The sequence below is a fragment of the Streptomyces albireticuli genome, assembly GCF_021228125.1.
Taxonomy (GTDB): Bacteria; Actinomycetota; Actinomycetes; order Streptomycetales; family Streptomycetaceae; genus Streptomyces; species Streptomyces albireticuli.
In genome coordinates, this window is sequence record NZ_JAJQQS010000002.1 from 357190 (window position 1) to 374734 (window position 17545).

Consider the following 17545-nt stretch of genomic DNA (forward strand, 5'->3'; position numbering starts at 1 on the left):
GGCCGTCGCGCTGGCCGCCGTGCTGCTCTGCGCCGTGGCCGGAGCGGCCGCGGGCGCGCTGCGGGCCGCCGACACACGCCGCGGCCCCCTCCCCGAGCTGGCCCGGCGGTACGGCGACGCCACCGTCGAAGTCACGGTGACCGCCGACCCCAGGGCCGCCCGCCCCCACGTCCGAGGCGCGGCGCGCGCCGCGCCCGCCGCCCTGGTCGAGGCGGAGGCCACCCGTGTGGTCACCGCGAGCGGCGCGGTCCGCGTCCGTACCCCCGTCCTGGTGATCGCGGATCCGTCCTGGCTGGGGCTGCTCCCTTCCACCCGGGTCCGGGTGGAAGGGAGGCTCGCCCCGCCCTCCCGCGAGGGCGATCGCGCCGCCGCCGTCGTACGGGCCGCGGGCCACGGCCCGCCCCAGGTCGTGGAGCGGCCCACCACGCTCCAGCGCGCGGCCGGCCGGCTCCGCGCGGGCCTGCGGGCGGCCACGGACGGTCTGGATCCGGACGCGCGGGCGCTCCTCCCCGGGCTGGTCGTCGGAGACACCTCCCGCATCCCGCCCGACCTCGAAGACGCCTTCCGGGCCACGGATCTGACGCACCTGCTGGCCGTGTCCGGCAGCAACCTCGCGATCCTGATCGCGGTCCTCATCGGACCGCCCCACCTCGCGGGCCGCGCCGAGCGCCGAGGCCTGGCCGCCCGGCTGGGCATCCCGCTGCGGCTGACGGCACTGCTGGGCGCGGGGCTCGCGCTGGGGTTCGTGGTCGTGTGCCGCCCGGAGCCGAGCGTGCTGCGGGCCGCCGCGTGCGGGCTCGTCACGCTGCTGGCCCTCGCCACGGGCAGGCGCCGCAGCCTGCTCCCGGCACTCGCGGCGGCCGTCCTGCTGCTCGTGCTCTACGACCCGTGGCTCGCGCGCTCCTACGGCTTCCTGCTGTCCGTCCTGGCCACCGGCGCCCTGCTGACCCTCGCTCCCCGCTGGAGCGCGGCCCTGCGCCGCCGCGGGGTGCCGCCCCGGCTCGCGGAGGGACTCGCCGCCGCGGCCGCCGCGCAGGCCGTGTGCGCGCTCGTGATCGTCGTGATCGCGGCGAGGGTGAGCCTGGTGGCCGTTCCGTGCAACCTCCTCGCCGAGGTGGCCGTGGCCCCCGCCACCGTCCTCGGCTTCGCCGCCCTCGCCACGGCCCCGCTCGCCCCGCCCGTCGCGGAGGCCCTGGCCCGGCTCGCCGGCTGGCCCACCTCATGGACGGCGGCCGTGGCCCGCACCGGCGCCGGCCTGCCCGGAGCCGAGCTCGACTGGCCCGGCGGCGCCCCGGGCGCCCTCCTGCTGGCCGTGACGCTGGCCGCGGCCGCCCTTGTCACCCGGAGAATCCTCCGCCGCCCGTGGGTGTGCGCCGCCTGCGCCCTGCTCCTGCTGGTCGCGCTCGTCCGCCCGGCACCGCTGACGAGGGCCGTCACGGGCTGGCCGCCGCCCGACTGGAGGTTCGCCGTGTGCGCGGTGGGCCAGGGGGACGCGCTGGCGCTGGCCGCGGGCGACGGCGCCGCCGTGGTCGTGGACACCGGCCCCGATCCGCACGTCGTCGACGGATGCCTGCGCGCCCTGGGCGTCGACCGCGTCCCGCTCCTGATCCTCAGTCACTACCACGCCGACCACGTCGACGGGCTGCCCGGCGTGCTCCGGGGCCGCGAGGTCGGGGAGATCGAGGCGACGCCGTACGCCCGGCCGCCGGGGCAGGCCGCGTTCGTGCGCCGGCTGGCGGAGCGGGCCAAAGTCCCGGTCGTGGAGGCCGTGCCGGGGGAGCGGCGGAGCGTCGGCGAGCTGTCCTGGGAAGTGCTGTGGCCCCCGCCGGTGGGGACCCCCTCCGTGGCCGAGGACGGGCCCAACGACGCCAGCCTCACCCTCCTCGTCCGCACCGGCGGCCTCACCCTCCTGCTCCCCGGCGACCTCGAACCGCCCGCGCAGCACGCCCTGCTGGAGGCCCACCCCACGCTGCCGCCGGTGGACGTGCTCAAGGTCGCCCACCACGGCTCCGCCCACCAGGATCCCGGGCTGATACGGAAGCTCCGGCCGCGGCTGGCTGTTGTCCCGGTCGGCGCCGGAAATCCGTACGGGCACCCGTCACCCCGCACGGTCGGCGCGCTCAGGTCACGGGGCGCGGCCGTGCTGCGCACCGACACCGACGGCGCCGTCGCCGTGACCCGGGACGGTACGGCTTTCCCGGACCGCCCGTGATCCCGGCCGCATTCGCTGTGCCCCGGCCACCGGAGAGAGGGATAACTGATCCATGACCGACACCAAGATCGATGTTGATGCCTATCTGCGCCGCATCGGCGCCACCCGCCCGGCCGCGCCCGACGAGGCCGCCCTGCGGGAACTCCAGCTCCGCCATCTGCGTGCCGTGCCCTTCGAGAACCTGTCCATCCACCGCGGAGAGGAGATCGTGCTGGACGGCGAGGCCCTTGTCCGGAAGATCGTCGAGCGTGGCCGGGGCGGGTTCTGCTACGAACTCAACGGCGCCTTCGCCGAGCTGCTGACCGGCCTCGGCTTCCGGGTGACGCTGCTCGCCGGCCGGGTGATGGGGCCGACAGGAGAGTTCGGCGTGCCGTTCGACCACCTCGCGCTGCGGGTCGACACGCCGGAACCCTGGCTGGTGGACGTCGGCTTCGGCCAGAACAGCCACCACCCCCTCCGCTTCGACGAGCGGGGCGACCAGGCCGACCCCGGCGGCGTCTTCCGGATCGCCGAGGCGGCGGACGGCGACCTGGAGGTGTTCCGCGACGGCAAGGTGCAGTACCGGCTGGAGCGGCGCCCGAGGGAGCTGGCCGACTTCGTGAGCGGCTGCTGGTGGAACAGCACGTCACCGAAGTCCTTCTTCACCCGGTCCCTGATCTGTTCCCGGCTCACACCGACCGGCCGCGTCACCCTCAGCGGCCGGACCTTCGTGACCACCGACGCGACGGGCCGTCAGGAACGGCGGCTGACCGGTGAGGAGGTCCTGCCCGCCTACCGGACGCACTTCGGCATCGAGCTGGACCGCGAGCCGGAGGTGCGGACGCCGGACCACGGGCCGGGCGGCGCCGCGGCCTGACAGGCTGCCGCACCTCGGTCGGGCCGGGCCGAGGCCCCGCCCGACCGCCCACCCCGACTCACTCCTGCTCACTCCGACTCGAGCCAGCCCTCGTACTCCTCGGCCAGCTCGCGCAGCGCCTCGGCGTCCAGGGTGCCGCGCGGGTCCTCGACGACCACCAGCCACTGCGCGTCCTCGGCGTCGTCCTCCCCGGCGAGGGCCTCGCGCACGACCTGCGGCGTCTCCTCCAGCGGGAACCGCTGCCCGGCCTCCTCGGCCACCTCGTCGGCGGCGTCGCGGTCGGGGAGCACCAGCAGGTGCCGTACGGAGTCGGCGGCGTCGAAGGCCGGGGACGGGGCGGAAGCGGGGTAAGGGGTAGCGCTGCTCACCCGATCATTGTGCGATACGCGCGCACGGAAGCGCGGCGGGAGTGTCAGCGGGGCGTGGGATGCTGGACGCGATGGCCAGGAAGACTGCAAACGACGATCCGCTCGCCCCCGTCACGCTCGCCGTGGGACAGGAGGACCTCCTGCTGGACCGCGCGGTCCGGGAGGTGGTCACGGCCGCCCGAGCCGCCGACGCCGACACCGATGTGCGCGACCTCAGCTCCGACGCGCTCCAGCCCGGCACGCTCGCCGAGCTGACCAGCCCGTCGCTCTTCGCGGAGCGCAAGGTCGTGATCGTGCGCAACGCCCAGGACCTGTCCGCCGACACGATCAAGGACGTCAAGGGCTATCTCGGCGCGCCCGCCGAGGAGATCACCCTCGTCCTGCTGCACGCCGGCGGCGCCAAGGGCAAGGGGCTGCTGGACGCCGCCCGCAAGGCGGGGGCCCGGGAGGTCGCCTGCCCGAAGATGACCAAGCCGGCCGACCGCCTGGCGTTCGTCCGTTCGGAGTTCCGGGCGACCGGCCGCTCCGCGACCCCGGAGGCGTGCCAGGCCCTGGTCGACGCCATCGGCAGCGACCTGCGGGAGCTGGCCAGCGCCTGCGCCCAGCTCGTCGCCGACGTCGAGGGCACCATCGACGAGTCCGTCGTCGCCCGCTACTACACGGGTCGCGCCGAGGCGTCCAGCTTCACCGTCGCCGACCGGGCCGTGGAGGGCAGGGCCGCCGAGGCGCTGGAGGCGCTGCGCTGGTCGATGTCGACCGGCGTCGCCCCCGTGCTGATCACCAGCGCCCTCGCCCAGGCCGTCCGCGCCATCGGGAAGCTCGCCTCCGCCCCGCGCGGCGCCCGCCCCGGCGATCTCGCCCGTGACCTCGGAATGCCGCCCTGGAAGATCGACCGGGTGCGGCAGCAGATGCGCGGCTGGTCGGCGGACGGCGTCGCCACGGCGTTGCGGGCCGTGGCCCAGGCGGACGCGGGGGTGAAGGGCGGCGGGGACGACCCGGAGTACGCCCTGGAGAAGGCGGTCGTGGCGGTGGCGCGGGCGGCACGCAGCCGCGGCTGAGGCCGGGCCCCTCCCTCTGCCCGGCCCCTGCCGTGAACCGCCTGCCGTGAAACCGGGGGCTCCGCCCCCGGACGGGCTAACCCTCCAGCCCCGAAGCCCGACAGCCCTGACAGCCCTGACAGCTCCGGCAGCTCCGGAAAACCCGAAGGCCCGGTGCCGCCCTGGGGAAGGGCAGGCACCGGGCCTTCGGATCGTTCAGCGAGCCCCGAGGGGCTCATGCCGCGCCCGCGTGGCGAACGACCGGGGGCGGCGGGGTGCCGGTACGGAGCGGTAGAGGGGCCGCTGGATCCGTGCCGACGGGGTGGGGCTCACGCCCCGGTGAGGCTTCAGGCCTTGAGAGCGGCAGCCTGCTTGGCGAGCGCCGACTTCTTGTTGGCGGCGGCGTTCTTGTGCAGGACACCCTTGCTGGCGGCCTTGTCGAGCTTGCGGCCGGCCGCGGCGACGGCGGCGGTGGCCTTCTCGACGTCGCCGGCGAGCAGGGCCTCGCGGGCAGCGCGCACAGCGGTCTTGACCGAGGACTTGACGGCCTTGTTACGCAGGCGCGCCTTCTCGTTGGTCTTGTTCCGCTTGATCTGGGACTTGATGTTCGCCACGAAAAGAGCCTTTACAGGTTCGTTGGATTTCGATGAGTGCCCCGTGCGCAGACGGAAGGGCATCCGAAGGCGTACAAAGCACAGTGGACCAGGTTACCAGCAGGCGCTCCGGCCTCCCAAACCGGACCGAGGCCGCCGCTCATGGGACGATGGAGGGGTCGTATACCCGACTCCCGCCGAGACTGGCGTACCAACGCCGAAGTCACCGAATGGATCCTGCGTGCCCGCGACCCCTACCAACGTGCCCGAGCCGAGCCGTACCGACCCGGCTCTGATCCGCAACTTCTGCATCATCGCGCACATCGACCATGGCAAGTCGACGCTTGCCGACCGGATGCTCCAGCTCACCGGCGTGGTCGACCAGCGGCAGATGCGCGCGCAGTACCTCGACCGGATGGACATCGAGCGCGAGCGCGGCATCACGATCAAGTCCCAGGCGGTCCGTCTGCCGTGGGCGCCCACGGAGGACGAGGGCAACACCCACATCCTCAACATGATCGACACCCCCGGTCACGTCGACTTCACCTATGAGGTCTCGCGCTCGCTCGCCGCGTGCGAGGGCTGCATCCTGCTGGTCGACGCCGCCCAGGGCATCGAGGCCCAGACCCTCGCCAACCTCTACCTGGCGATGGAGAACGACCTCACGATCATCCCGGTCCTCAACAAGATCGACCTACCTGCCGCCCAGCCCGAGAAGTTCGCCGCCGAGCTCGCGAACCTCATCGGCTGCGACCCCTCCGACGTGCTCATGGTCTCGGCCAAGACCGGCGTCGGCGTGCCCGAGCTGCTCGACCGCGTCGTCCGTGACGTCCCGGCCCCGGTCGGCGTCAAGGACGCCCCCGCCCGCGCGATGATCTTCGACTCGGTCTACGACTCCTACCGCGGCGTGGTCACCTACGTCAGGGTCGTCGACGGCGAGCTGAAGAAGCGCGAGCGCATCAAGATGATGTCGACCGGCGCCACGCACGAGCTGCTGGAGATCGGCGTCTCCTCGCCCGAGATGACGCCTTCCGACGGCCTCGGCGTCGGCGAGGTGGGCTACATCATCACCGGTGTGAAGGACGTCCGGCAGTCCAAGGTCGGTGACACGATCACCTCCCAGCAGAACGGCGCCACCGAGGCCCTGGGCGGTTACAAGGACCCCAAGCCGATGGTGTTCTCCGGCCTCTACCCGCTGGACGGCTCGGACTACCCGGAGCTCCGCGAGGCCCTGGACAAGCTCCAGCTCAACGACGCCGCGCTGGTCTACGAGCCGGAGACCTCGGCGGCGCTCGGCTTCGGCTTCCGCGTCGGCTTCCTCGGCCTGCTCCACCTGGACGTGATCCGCGAGCGCCTGGAGCGCGAGTTCGGCCTCGACCTGATCGCCACCGCGCCCAACGTGGTCTACCGGGTCAAGATGGAGGACGGCGCCGAGCACACCGTCACCAACCCGAGCGAGTTCCCCGAGGGGAAGATCGCGGAGGTGCACGAGCCGGTCGTCAAGGCCACCGTCCTGGCGCCCAACGAGTTCGTCGGCGCGATCATGGAGCTCTGCCAGTCCCGCCGCGGTTCGCTGCTGGGCATGGACTACCTCTCCGAGGACCGTGTCGAGCTGCGCTACACCCTCCCGCTCGCCGAGATCGTCTTCGACTTCTTCGACCAGCTGAAGTCCAAGACCCGCGGCTACGCCTCGCTGGACTACGAGCCCACCGGCGAGCAGCAGGCCAGCCTGGTCAAGGTCGACATCCTGCTGCACGGCGACAAGGTCGACGCCTTCTCCGCGATCACGCACAAGGACAAGGCGTACGCGTACGGCGTGCGGCTCGTGGCCAAGCTGCGCGAGCTCATCCCGCGGCAGAACTTCGAGGTGCCGATCCAGGCCGCCATCGGCTCGCGGGTCATCGCCCGTGAGACCGTCCGCGCCATCCGCAAGGACGTCCTCGCCAAGTGCTACGGCGGTGACATCTCGCGTAAGCGCAAGCTGCTGGAGAAGCAGAAGGAGGGCAAGAAGCGGATGAAGATGGTCGGTAACGTCGAGGTTCCGCAGGAGGCCTTCATCGCGGTCCTGTCCTCGGACACCGACGGCGGCGAGAAGAAGAAGTAGCCCGGAGCCGGCCCCGGCCCGGAGCCTTGCGCCCGTCCCCTTTTCTCCAGGGGGCGGGCGCTTTGCGCACCGGGCCGTACGCGCTGTGTACGCGGCCCGTACGCGCTGTGTGCACGTCCCGCGCGCCCCCGCCCGGCCGGAAACATGCAATCCCCAGGTATCTCCCGGTCACAGCTTCGACAAGCCTTTCAAAGGCTCTTACGCGGCGGCCCCGTGCGTTCTACTCTGATCACTGCTTGCAGGTTACTCGTGAGTCACCAGTAGGAAATCGGACCGGAGGGACGCCGTGACCGAGACACAGGCTTTGATCGAGAACCGGCCGCCCTCGGTGGCGTCGATCTTTCTCGAACGCGTCGAGCTGACGCCCGACGCGGAGGCCTACCGCTACCCGGTGCCCGCGGCTTCCGGCAAGGGGCCCGACGACTGGGCCTCGCTCACCTGGCGCCAGTCCGCCGACCGCGTCTTCGCGATCGCCGCCGGCCTGATCGACCTCGGGGTGCGCCCCGAGGAGCGGGTCTCCCTCGCCGCCTCCACCCGGATCGAGTGGATCCTCGCGGACTTCGGCGTGCTCTGCTGCGGCGGCGCCACCACCACGATCTACCCCAGCACCAACGCCGACGAGACGGCGTTCATCCTCTCCGACTCCGAGAGCCGGGTGCTGATCGCCGAGGACGCCGCCCAGCTCGCCAAGGCCCGCGCGCACCGTGCCGAACTGCCCGACCTCGCCCACGTCGTCGTACTGGAGGAGGCGGACGCCGTCCCCGCCGACGGCGACCCCGAGGGCTGGGTGCTCTCGCTCGCCGAGCTGGAGCGGCGCGGCGCCGAGCGTCTGAAGGCGGACCCGGGCGCCGTCACGGACCGGATCGAGGCCCTGCGCTCCGACCAGCTCGCCACCCTCATCTACACCTCGGGCACCACAGGCCGCCCCAAGGGTGTCCTGCTGCCTCAGGACGCCTGGTCCTATATGGCCCGCGCCATCCGGGCGTCCGGGCTGGTCCTCTCCACCGACGTGCAGTACCTGTGGCTGCCCCTGGCCCACGTCTTCGGCAAGGTGCTCACCGTCAGCCACCTCAGCACCGGGCACATCACGGCCGTCGACGGCCGGGTCGACAAGATCATAGAGAACCTCCCGGTCGTCCGGCCCACCTATATGGCCGCCGTCCCACGCATCTTCGAGAAGGTCTACAACGGCGTCGCGGCCAAGGCCCGCGAGGCCGGCGGGGCCAAGCTCAAGATCTTCCAGTGGGCCGCCGAGGTGGCCCGCGAATACGCCAAGGTCTCCCAGGACAACTACCACCGCACCGGCAACCGCACCGCGCCCTTCGGGCTGTCCGCCAAGCACAAGATCGCCGACGCGCTCGTCTACTCCAAGATCCGTGACGCCTTCGGCGGCCGGCTGCGCGCCTGTGTCTCCGGCGCCTCCGCGCTCGCCCCCGACATCGGCTACTTCTTCTCCGGCGCGGGCATCCACATCCTGGAGGGCTACGGCCTCACCGAGACGAGCGCCGCCAGCTTCGTCAACCCCGGCGAGGCCTACCGCACCGGCACCGTCGGCAAGCCGCTGCCCGGCACCGAGGTGCGGATCGCGGACGACGGCGAGGTCCTGCTGCGCGGCCCCGCGATCATGACCGGGTACCACGGCCTCCCCGAGAAGACCACGGAGGTGCTGGAGCCCGACGGCTGGTTCCACACCGGCGACATCGGTGAGCTCTCCGCCGACGGCTATCTGCGCATCACCGACCGCAAGAAGGACCTGATCAAGACCTCGGGCGGCAAGTACGTCGCACCGGCCGAGGTCGAGGGCCAGTTCAAGGTCGTCTGCCCGTTCGTCTCCAACGTCCTCGTGCACGGCGCCGACCGCAACTACTGCACCGCCCTGATCGCCCTGGACGAGCCCACGCTCATGACCTGGGCCGAGGAGCAGGGCATGGCCGGGAAGAGCTACGCCGAGGTGGTCGCCGCCCCCGGGACCGTGGAGCTCATAGAGGGCTATGTGAAGCAGGTCAACGAGGGTCTCCAGCGCTGGCAGACGATCAAGAAGTTCCGGCTGCTCCCGCGCGACCTGGACGTCGAGCACGGCGAGCTCACCCCCAGCCTCAAGCTCAAGCGGCCGGTCGTCGAGCGCCTCTACAAGGACCTGATCGAGGAGATGTACTCGGGCACCCGGGAGAGCTGAGCGAGCCGGGCCGGATCCGTACGCCGCCGCCCGGGCCCGGGCGGGTCCGCCCGGGGCCGCCCGGGTCTGCCCGGAGCCGCCCGGTCCGGTCGGCGCCGGGCGACTCCGTCCGATGCCGGACAATGGACCCATGCCTTCCGTACTGCCTGACGGCGAACCCATGCCCGAGGACGGGGCGCTGCCCCTCCACGCCCTGCGGGGCGCCGGGCAGCGGCCCCTCGGGTTCTACCTGCACGTGCCGTACTGCGCGACACGCTGCGGATACTGCGACTTCAACACCTACACCGCGAGTGAGCTGCGCGGTTCCGGCGGCGCGCTCGCGTCCCGGGACAACTACGCGGAGACGGTCGCCGAGGAGATCCGCCTCGCGCGGAAGGTCCTGGGCGACGACCCGCGCCCGGTGGAGACCGTCTTCGTCGGCGGCGGCACGCCCACGCTGCTGCCCGCCGCCGGCCTCGTACGGATGCTGGCCGCGATCCGTGACGAGTTCGGCCTCGCCGACGGCGCGGAGATCACCACCGAGGCCAACCCCGAGTCCGTGGACCCGGCCTACCTGGCCGAGCTGCGCGCGGGCGGCTTCAACCGGATCTCCTTCGGCATGCAGAGCGCCCGGCAGCACGTCCTGAAGATCCTCGACCGTACGCACACCCCGGGCCGCCCGGAGGCCTGCGTCGCCGAGGCCAGGGCCGCCGGCTTCGAGCACGTCAACCTCGACCTGATCTACGGCACGCCGGGCGAGTCGGACGACGACTGGCGGGCCTCCCTGGACGCCGCGCTCGGCGCCGGCCCCGACCACGTCTCCGCCTACGCGCTGATCGTCGAGGAGGGCACCCAGCTCGCCCGGCGGATCCGCCGCGGCGAGGTCCCCATGACCGACGACGACGTCCACGCCGACCGCTACCTCATCGCCGAGGAGATGCTCACGGCCGCGGGCTTCAGCTGGTACGAGGTCTCCAACTGGGCCACCGGCGAGGCAGGCCGCTGCCGTCACAACGAGCTCTACTGGCGCGGCGCGGACTGGTGGGGCGCCGGCCCCGGGGCGCACTCCCACGTGGGGGGCGTGCGGTGGTGGAACGTCAAGCACCCCGGCGCGTACGCCCAGGCCCTGTCCGAGGGCCGCTCCCCGGGGGCGGGCCGCGAGGTCCTGCCGGACGAGGACCGGCGGGTGGAGCGGATCCTGCTGGAGCTGCGGCTGATCGACGGCTGCCCGCTGTCGCTGCTGCGGCCGGCCGGGGCGGCGGCGGCCGCGCGGGCCCTGGCGGACGGCCTGCTCCAGCCGGAGCCGTACGCGGCGGGCCGGGCGGTGCTGACGCTCCAGGGCCGCCTGCTGGCGGACGCGGTGGTCAGGGACCTGGTGGATTAGACGGGTCTTTTCCCCACCCCGCCCCTTCCCGAACCGGGGGCAAGCCCCCGGGCCCCCGGTTCCGCGTCGACGCGTGGTGGCCTCAATCGCCGGCCGGGCTGGATCCCGTTCCTTCCCGCTGCATCCGATATGCGGCTCCGCCGTGTGGCGGGGCTCCGCCCCGGACCCCGGTCCTCAAGCTCCGGACGGACTGAATCGTTGCCCGGAACCGGGCGAGAAGGCCGCCCTGGCGGGGAAAAAAACCGGCCTGCGGAAAGCCGACCTCGGACAGGGGCACATCTCCAGCCCGGCCGGGGCACCTCCCAGCGGTAGTCGGGGGAGTCTGAGGCCACCGCGCGTCAGCGCGCAGAAGGGGGCCCGGGGGGGCGAAGCCCCCCGGTTACGGGAAGGGGCGGGTAGGGGAAAAAGCCCCCCGCTCACCCCACCGGCACCGTCACGAAGTCGATCAACTCCTCCACCCGCCCCAGCAGCGCCGGCTCCAGATCCTTGTAAGACCCCACCGACGACAGGATCCGCTGCCACGCGGCCCCCGTGTTCGACGGCCACCCCAGCGCCGCGCACACCCCCGTCTTCCAGTCCTGCCCACGCGGCACCCGCGGCCACTCCGCGATCCCCACCGACGACGGCTTCACCGCCTCCCACACGTCGATATAGGGGTGGCCCACCACGAGTACGTGCTCTCCGGTCACCTCCGCCGCGATCCGCGACTCCTTCGAGCCCGGCACGAGGTGATCGACCAGGACGCCCAGACGGGCGTCAGGGCCGGGGGAGAAGGAGCGGACGACGGCGGGCAGATCGTCGACGCCCTCCAGGTACTCCACGACCACGCCCTCGATGCGCAGGTCGTCGCCCCAGACCCGCTCCACGAGCTCCGCGTCGTGCCGCCCCTCGACATAGATGCGCCCGGCGCGCGCGATACGCGCACGCGCCCCCGGCACGGCGAGCGAGCCGGACGCCGTCCGCGCCGGCCCCTGGGGCGCCCGCGCGGCGGCCGGGCGTACGAGCGTGACGACGCGCCCCTCCAGCAGGAAGCCCCGCGGCTCCAGCGGGAAGACCCGGTGCTTGCCGAAGCGGTCCTCCAGGGTCACGGTGAGCCCCTGGGCCGTCTTCTCGCTGCGGATCACCGCTCCGCAGAAGCCCGTGGACACCTCCTCGACCACCAGGCCGGGATCCGCGGGCACCTCGGGCGCGGGCTGCTGACGCTTCCACGGAGGGGTGAGGTCCGGTCCGTATTGTCTGCTGCGCATGGGTGCCATTCTGCGGGGTGAACCGGGGGGACGGGATCTTGCTGCGCGCCCCGCCCTCCTTCAGGTGAGTCACGGGCGACGCCCCACCCCTCACCGGGTCACGACACGCCGAACCGCTCCGCCAGCGCGTCCCGTTGCGCGCGCACGAACCGCGCGTCCACCACCGCCCCGTGCCCCGGCACGTAGACCGCGTCCTCGCCGCCCAGCGCCAGCAGCCGGTCCAGGGCGGCCGGCCACTGGCGGGGGAGCGCGTCCGGCCCGGCCTGCGGTTCGCCGGACTCCTCGACCAGGTCGCCGCAGAAGACGACCTCGGGCGCCCCGCCCGTGCCCGCGACGAACACGGCCAGGTCGTGCGCCGTGTGCCCCGGTCCGATGTTGGCCAGCAGCACCTGCCGGCCGCCGCCCAGGTCTAGGGTGAGCTCGCCGGAGACCTGGTGGTGGGGGCGTACGAGCAGCTCGGCCGCGCCCGCCGCGGCCTCCGGCTCCACCCCGTGCCGCACCGCGTCCCGGCGCAGCTCCTCGCGCTCGCGCTCCAGCAGCTCGGCGAGCCCCACCGCCCCGTACACCTCGACCCCGGAGAACGCGGCCGTCCCGAAGACATGATCGAAATGGGGGTGGGTCAGAGCGATATGCGTCACTGCGCGCCCGAAGATCTCGCGCACGTCCCGGCGGACCTCGGCGCCCTCCCGGACGGTCGCGCCGGTGTCCACGAGCAGCATGCCGTCCGCCCCCGCGACCACCCCGATCGTGGCGTCCCACCCGGGCATTCTGCGGCGCGCGACCCCTGGCGCGAGCCTCTCCCAACGCGCGGTCGCCTCATCGCTCTCCATACCCGGACGCTATCCGGAGCGCGGTACGGTTGCCCGCCCGGCGGGCATACGGCAGGTGTGCGGCGGGCGCCCGGCGGGGACGGCTCTTGCCCTGGCCGTGGTCGGCGGCCGTACACTGGCTGGAGGTATCTGGCACTCGTGACCATTGAGTGCCAGGGACGGAAACCGTAGGACGGCTGGACTGGAGGTGCGCGGTGCTGAGCGAACGCAGGCTCGAGGTGTTGCGCGCCATCGTCCAGGACTATGTGGGCACCGAGGAGCCGGTGGGCTCCAAGGCCCTCACCGAGCGGCACCGCCTGGGAGTCTCCCCGGCGACGGTGCGCAACGACATGGCCGCGCTGGAGGACGAGGGCTTCATCGCCCAGCCCCACACGAGCGCCGGCCGCATCCCGACCGACAAGGGCTACCGCCTCTTCGTCGACAAACTGGCGGGCGTCAAGCCCCTGTCGACGCCGGAGCGGCGGGCCATCCACAACTTCCTCGACGGCGCCGTCGATCTCGACGACGTGGTGGGCCGCACGGTCCGGCTGCTCGCGCAGCTGACCCGGCAGGTCGCGGTGGTGCAGTATCCGTCGCTCACCCGCTCGACGGTGCGCCATGTGGAGCTGCTCTCGCTCGCTCCCGCCCGCGTCATGCTCGTACTGATCACGGACACCGGCCGGGTCGAGCAGCGCATGGTCGACTGCCCGGCCCCGATCGGCGAGAACTCTCTCGCGGACCTGCGGGCGCGGCTGAACAGCCGGGTCGTCGGGCGGCGGTTCGCGGATGTGCCGCAGCTGGTGCAGGACCTCACCGACTCCTTCGAGCAGGAGGATCGCGGAACCGTTTCCACAGTCCTCGCGACCCTGCTGGAGACCCTGGTCGAGGAGACCGAGGAACGGCTGATGATCGGCGGCACCGCCAATCTCACCCGCTTCGGCCATGACTTCCCTCTGATGATCCGGCCCGTGCTGGAGGCGTTGGAGGAGCAGGTCGTGCTGCTCAAGCTGCTCGGCGAGGCCAAGGATTCGGGCATGACGGTGCGGATCGGTCATGAGAACGCTCATGAGGGACTGAACTCCACATCGGTCGTCGCCGTCGGCTACGGTTCGGGCGACGAGGCAGTCGCCAAACTCGGCGTGGTCGGACCGACCCGCATGGACTACCCCGGAACGATGGGAGCGGTACGCGCAGTGGCACGTTACGTCGGACAGATCCTGGCGGAGTCGTAAGTGGCCACGGATTACTACGCGGTCCTGGGCGTACGGCGCGATGCCTCGCAGGACGAGATCAAGAAGGCCTTCCGCCGACTCGCCCGCGAGCTGCACCCGGACGTCAATCCGGACCCGAAGACCCAGGAGCGGTTCAAGGAGATCAACGCCGCTTACGAGGTGCTCTCGGACCCGCAGAAGAAGCAGGTCTACGACCTCGGTGGCGACCCGCTCTCGGCCTCCGGCGGTGCCGGTGGCGGGGCCGGCGGCTTCGGCGCGGGCTTCGGCAACTTCTCCGACATCATGGACGCCTTCTTCGGCCAGGCCTCGCAGCGCGGACCGCGCTCGCGCACCCGCCGCGGCCAGGACGCCATGATCCGCCTGGAGATCAGCCTCAACGACGCGACGTTCGGGACGACCAAGGAGATCCAGGTCGACACCGCCGTCGTCTGCACCACGTGCAGCGGCGAGGGCGCGGCCCCCGGCACCTCCGCGCAGACCTGTGACATGTGCCGCGGCCGCGGTGAGGTCTCGCAGGTCACCCGGTCGTTCCTCGGCCAGGTCATGACGTCGCGGCCGTGCCCGCAGTGCCAGGGCTTCGGCACCGTGGTGCCGACCCCGTGCCCGGAGTGCGCCGGCGACGGCCGCGTCCGCTCGCGCCGCACCCTGACGGTCAAGATCCCCGCCGGTGTCGACAACGGCACCCGCATCCAGCTCGCGGGCGAGGGCGAGGTCGGCCCCGGCGGCGGCCCTGCCGGCGATCTCTACGTCGAGATCCACGAGACCCCGCACCCCACCTTCCAGCGCCGCGGCGACGACCTGCACTGCACGGTCACCATCCCGATGACGGCCGCGGCCCTCGGCACCAAGGTGCCGCTGGAGACCCTGGACGGCATCGAGGAGATCGACATCCGGCCGGGCACCCAGTCCGGCCAGTCGATCCCGCTGCACCAGCGCGGCGTCACGCACCTGCGCGGCGGCGGGCGCGGTGACCTCATCGTGCACGTCGAGGTGATCACCCCCAGCAAGCTGGACCCGCAGCAGGAGGACCTGCTGCGCCAGCTCGCGAAGCTGCGCGGCGAGGAGCGCCCGATGGGCGAGTTCAAGCCGGGGCAGCAGGGGCTGTTCTCGCGCCTGAAGGACGCGTTCAACGGCCGCTAGACGGCAGCGTCGGCCGATGTCCCGGCGTCCGCGTCTCGGCGTTCGCGTCTTGGCGTCGGCGTTCGCGGAGGCATCGGCGAGGCGTCAGGCGGTCAGCAAGGCATCAGGCGACCGGGCTCCGGCCCGGTCCCGCCGTCCGGCCCCGGTCCGGCAGGTTCTCATGCCGGAGCGGGGCCGGACGCATGTCCCGGGGCTTCCCTGATGTACGTCCCGGGCGCTCCCCGGGCCTCCTTCCCGGTCGGGGTCGGCGCGTCCCCCCGGGCGTGACACGATGTGGTCATGGCCTTTGAATCCAGGGGAGCCACCACGCTGACCGGTCTGTACCGGCACCCGATCGTGCAGGCCCCCATGGCGGGCGGCCCCTCCTGCCCGGCGCTCGCGGCGGCCGTCTCCGAAGCCGGCGGGCTCGGCAGCCTGGCGGCCGGTTACAAGACCCCCGCGGCGATGTACGAGGAGATCAAGCAGCTCCGGGCCCGTACCGCCGCCCCCTTCGGCGTGAACCTCTTCATGCCGCAGCCCCCCGCCACCGACCCGGCCGCCGTCGAGGTCTACGCCGAGCAGCTGGCCGGCGAGGCCGCCTGGTACGGCACGCCGCTGGGCGACACCGACCGGCCGTGCGACGACGCCTACGACGCCAAGCTGGCCATCCTCCTCGACGACCCCGTGCCCCTGGTCTCCTTCACCTTCGGCTGCCCGGCCCCGGCGGTGGTCGAGGCGCTGGCGGGCGTCGGCACGGTGACGGTCGTGACCGTCACCTCCGTCGCCGAGGCGCGTGCCGCGCACGCGGCGGGCGCCGACGCCCTGTGCGTCCAGGGCACGGAGGCCGGCGGCCACCAGGGCACCCACCACGACGACCCGCACCTGGACGGCACCGGCGCGGGCGTCGGCCTGCTGACCCTGCTGGCGGAGATCGGCGAGGCCGTGGACCTCCCCATGATCGCCGCGGGCGGTCTGATGCGGGGCGCCCAGATCGCCGCCGTGCTCGCGGCCGGCGCCGTCGCGGCCCAGCTCGGCACGGCCTTCGTGCCCTGCCCCGAGTCCGGCGCCCACGACCTGCACAAGCGGGCCCTGACCGACCCCGAGCCGGTCTTCACCGGCACCGAACTGACCCGCGCCTTCTCGGGCCGCCCGGCCCGTGGCCTGGTGAACCGTTTCCTCCGGGAACACGGCCCGTACGCCCCCGCGGCGTACCCTCAGGTCCACTACCTCACTTCCGGTCTGCGCAAGGCGGCCGCGGCGGCGGGCGACCCGCAGGGGATGAACCTCTGGGCGGGCCAGGGCCACCGGCTGTCCCGGGAACTCCCGGCCGCGCGGCTGGTGGAGGTGCTGGCCGCCGAGCTGGCGGCGGCACGCGGGGCGGACCGGCCGCCCGCCCGGGGCGAGGGGTACGGAACCGCCGGGCACGCAACCGCCGGGCAGGGCGGCGAGCAGAACAGAACGACGCGAGGGAGCGAGTCATGACAGCGCCGGTGTTCCTGGTCGAGGAGGGTGCCCTCACGGGCGTCTTCCCCGGCACCGTCTTCCCGCTCTCGGGCCCGGAGGGCCGGCACGCCGTCTCCGTGCGCCGGCTGCGCGTGGGTGAGGAGATCGTCCTGACGGACGGCGAGGGCACGGGTGCGTTCGGCACCGTGGCCGCGGTCGAGGGCAAGGACCGGCTGGACGTCGCGGTCACCTCGGTCCGTGCCGAGCCGCTGCCGGAGCCGCACATCACGGTCGTCCAGGCGCTGCCGAAGGGCGACCGCGGTGAGCTCGCCGTGGAGACGATGACGGAGACGGGCGTCGACGCGATCGTCCCGTGGGCGGCGTCGCGCTGCATCACGCAGTGGAAGGGCGAGCGGGCGGCCAAGTCGCTGGGCAAGTGGCGCGCGACGGCCCGTGAGGCGGGCAAGCAGTCGCGGAGGCTGCGGTTCCCGCCGGTCTCCGAGCAGTTGACGACCAAGCAGGTCGCCACGCTCCTGGCGGACGCCGCGTTCGCCGCAGTCCTGCACGAGGAGGGTTCCAGCGACCCGCTCGCGACGGCGGAGCTGCCCGCGACGGGCAACATCGTCCTCGTCGTCGGCCCCGAGGGCGGTGTCTCCCCCGAGGAGCTCGCGGCCTTCGCGGAGGCGGGCGCGAAGCCGTACCGGCTGGGCCCGAGCGTCCTGCGGACCTCGACGGCGGGCACGGCGGCGACGGCGCTGCTGCTGGGCCGGACGGGCCGCTGGTCGTAGGAGTCGTAGGAAGGACGCCGCCGGTTCGTAGGACGTGATCGGCCGTAGGGACGCCCCCGGCCGTGGCCGCCCGGTCGTGGTGGCGGGACGATCCGGCGCTGCGGGCGGGCTGCCGCTGGGTCGGGGCAGCTTCCCGTCCGGCTTCCCGTCCGGCTTCTCAGTCGGGGCCTGTCCGGCCTCCTGTCCGGCTTCTCGGTC

General features: G+C 73.0%; 14 protein-coding genes. 10 read left to right on the forward strand and 4 right to left on the reverse strand.

Annotated elements, in window-relative coordinates:
• Nucleotides 1-10 precede the first annotated feature (10 nt).
• Together LUZ64_RS01745 and LUZ64_RS01750 are read left to right on the forward strand one after the other, a co-directional pair.
• Nucleotides 11-2212 (forward strand): ComEC/Rec2 family competence protein, encoded by a 2202-nt coding sequence (locus LUZ64_RS01745; protein ID WP_232390147.1) that lies wholly within the window; start codon nucleotides 11-13, stop codon nucleotides 2210-2212.
• Nucleotides 2213-2264: 52 nt separating this feature from the next.
• Nucleotides 2265-3068, forward strand: a complete 804-nt coding sequence (locus LUZ64_RS01750; protein ID WP_095582092.1) for an arylamine N-acetyltransferase family protein — start codon at nucleotides 2265-2267, stop codon at nucleotides 3066-3068.
• Nucleotides 3069-3136: 68 nt separating this feature from the next.
• On the opposite strand, the gene LUZ64_RS01755 is transcribed toward LUZ64_RS01750, so the two are convergent.
• Nucleotides 3137-3364 carry a hypothetical protein gene (locus LUZ64_RS01755; protein WP_095582098.1) on the reverse strand — a complete coding sequence of 76 codons (228 nt, stop codon included), beginning with the start codon at nucleotides 3362-3364 and terminating at the stop codon, nucleotides 3137-3139.
• 143 nt (nucleotides 3365-3507) lie between these two features.
• Here LUZ64_RS01755 and holA point away from each other — a divergent pair, with 143 nt between their 5' ends.
• Nucleotides 3508-4494: a DNA polymerase III subunit delta gene (gene holA, locus LUZ64_RS01760; protein WP_095582099.1), complete on the forward strand. Its 987-nt coding sequence runs from the start codon at nucleotides 3508-3510 to the stop codon at nucleotides 4492-4494.
• 326 nt (nucleotides 4495-4820) lie between these two features.
• Here the strand turns inward: holA and rpsT are convergent, their stop codons facing one another.
• Complete coding sequence (gene rpsT / locus LUZ64_RS01765; protein WP_095582093.1) at nucleotides 4821-5087, reverse strand: 30S ribosomal protein S20; 267 nt, start codon at nucleotides 5085-5087, stop codon at nucleotides 4821-4823.
• A gap of 220 nt (nucleotides 5088-5307) precedes the next feature.
• Between rpsT and lepA the strand changes: the two genes are divergently transcribed.
• The 3 genes from lepA (at nucleotide 5308) to hemW (ending at nucleotide 10709) form a co-directional block, all read left to right on the forward strand.
• Nucleotides 5308-7170: a translation elongation factor 4 gene (gene lepA / locus LUZ64_RS01770; protein WP_095582094.1), complete on the forward strand. Its 1863-nt coding sequence runs from the start codon at nucleotides 5308-5310 to the stop codon at nucleotides 7168-7170.
• A 286-nt stretch (nucleotides 7171-7456) separates the two neighbouring features.
• Nucleotides 7457-9346: an AMP-dependent synthetase/ligase gene (locus LUZ64_RS01775; RefSeq protein WP_095582095.1), complete on the forward strand. Its 1890-nt coding sequence runs from the start codon at nucleotides 7457-7459 to the stop codon at nucleotides 9344-9346.
• A gap of 130 nt (nucleotides 9347-9476) precedes the next feature.
• Nucleotides 9477-10709 carry a radical SAM family heme chaperone HemW gene (gene hemW / locus LUZ64_RS01780; protein ID WP_095582096.1) on the forward strand — a complete coding sequence of 411 codons (1233 nt, stop codon included), beginning with the start codon at nucleotides 9477-9479 and terminating at the stop codon, nucleotides 10707-10709.
• Between the two features lie 416 nt (nucleotides 10710-11125).
• Here hemW and LUZ64_RS01785 read toward each other — a convergent pair whose 3' ends face one another.
• Together LUZ64_RS01785 and LUZ64_RS01790 are read right to left on the reverse strand one after the other, a co-directional pair.
• Entirely contained in the window at nucleotides 11126-11956 is an 831-nt protein-coding gene (locus LUZ64_RS01785) for a DUF3097 domain-containing protein (RefSeq protein ID WP_095584343.1), read from the reverse strand.
• A gap of 98 nt (nucleotides 11957-12054) precedes the next feature.
• Entirely contained in the window at nucleotides 12055-12786 is a 732-nt protein-coding gene (locus LUZ64_RS01790) for an MBL fold metallo-hydrolase (protein ID WP_095584344.1), read from the reverse strand.
• A 194-nt stretch (nucleotides 12787-12980) separates the two neighbouring features.
• On the opposite strand from LUZ64_RS01790, the gene hrcA reads away from it, so the two are divergent.
• The 4 genes from hrcA to LUZ64_RS01810 all read left to right on the forward strand — a co-directional run bounded on the left by hrcA (nucleotide 12981) and on the right by LUZ64_RS01810 (nucleotide 17347).
• A complete protein-coding gene (gene hrcA / locus LUZ64_RS01795; protein WP_095584345.1) occupies nucleotides 12981-13997 on the forward strand; it encodes a heat-inducible transcriptional repressor HrcA in 1017 nt (338 codons plus the stop codon).
• A complete protein-coding gene (gene dnaJ / locus LUZ64_RS01800) occupies nucleotides 13998-15137 on the forward strand; it encodes a molecular chaperone DnaJ (RefSeq protein ID WP_095584346.1) in 1140 nt (379 codons plus the stop codon). It abuts the gene before it with no gap.
• 279 nt (nucleotides 15138-15416) lie between these two features.
• Nucleotides 15417-16598: a nitronate monooxygenase gene (locus LUZ64_RS01805; protein WP_095584347.1), complete on the forward strand. Its 1182-nt coding sequence runs from the start codon at nucleotides 15417-15419 to the stop codon at nucleotides 16596-16598.
• The gene (locus LUZ64_RS01810; protein ID WP_095584348.1) at nucleotides 16595-17347 is read left to right on the forward strand and encodes a 16S rRNA (uracil(1498)-N(3))-methyltransferase; all 753 of its coding nucleotides are present in this window, start codon (nucleotides 16595-16597) and stop codon (nucleotides 17345-17347) included. The genes LUZ64_RS01805 and LUZ64_RS01810 overlap by 4 nt, the downstream gene beginning before the upstream one ends.
• The last annotated feature ends 198 nt before the right edge of the window (nucleotides 17348-17545 follow it).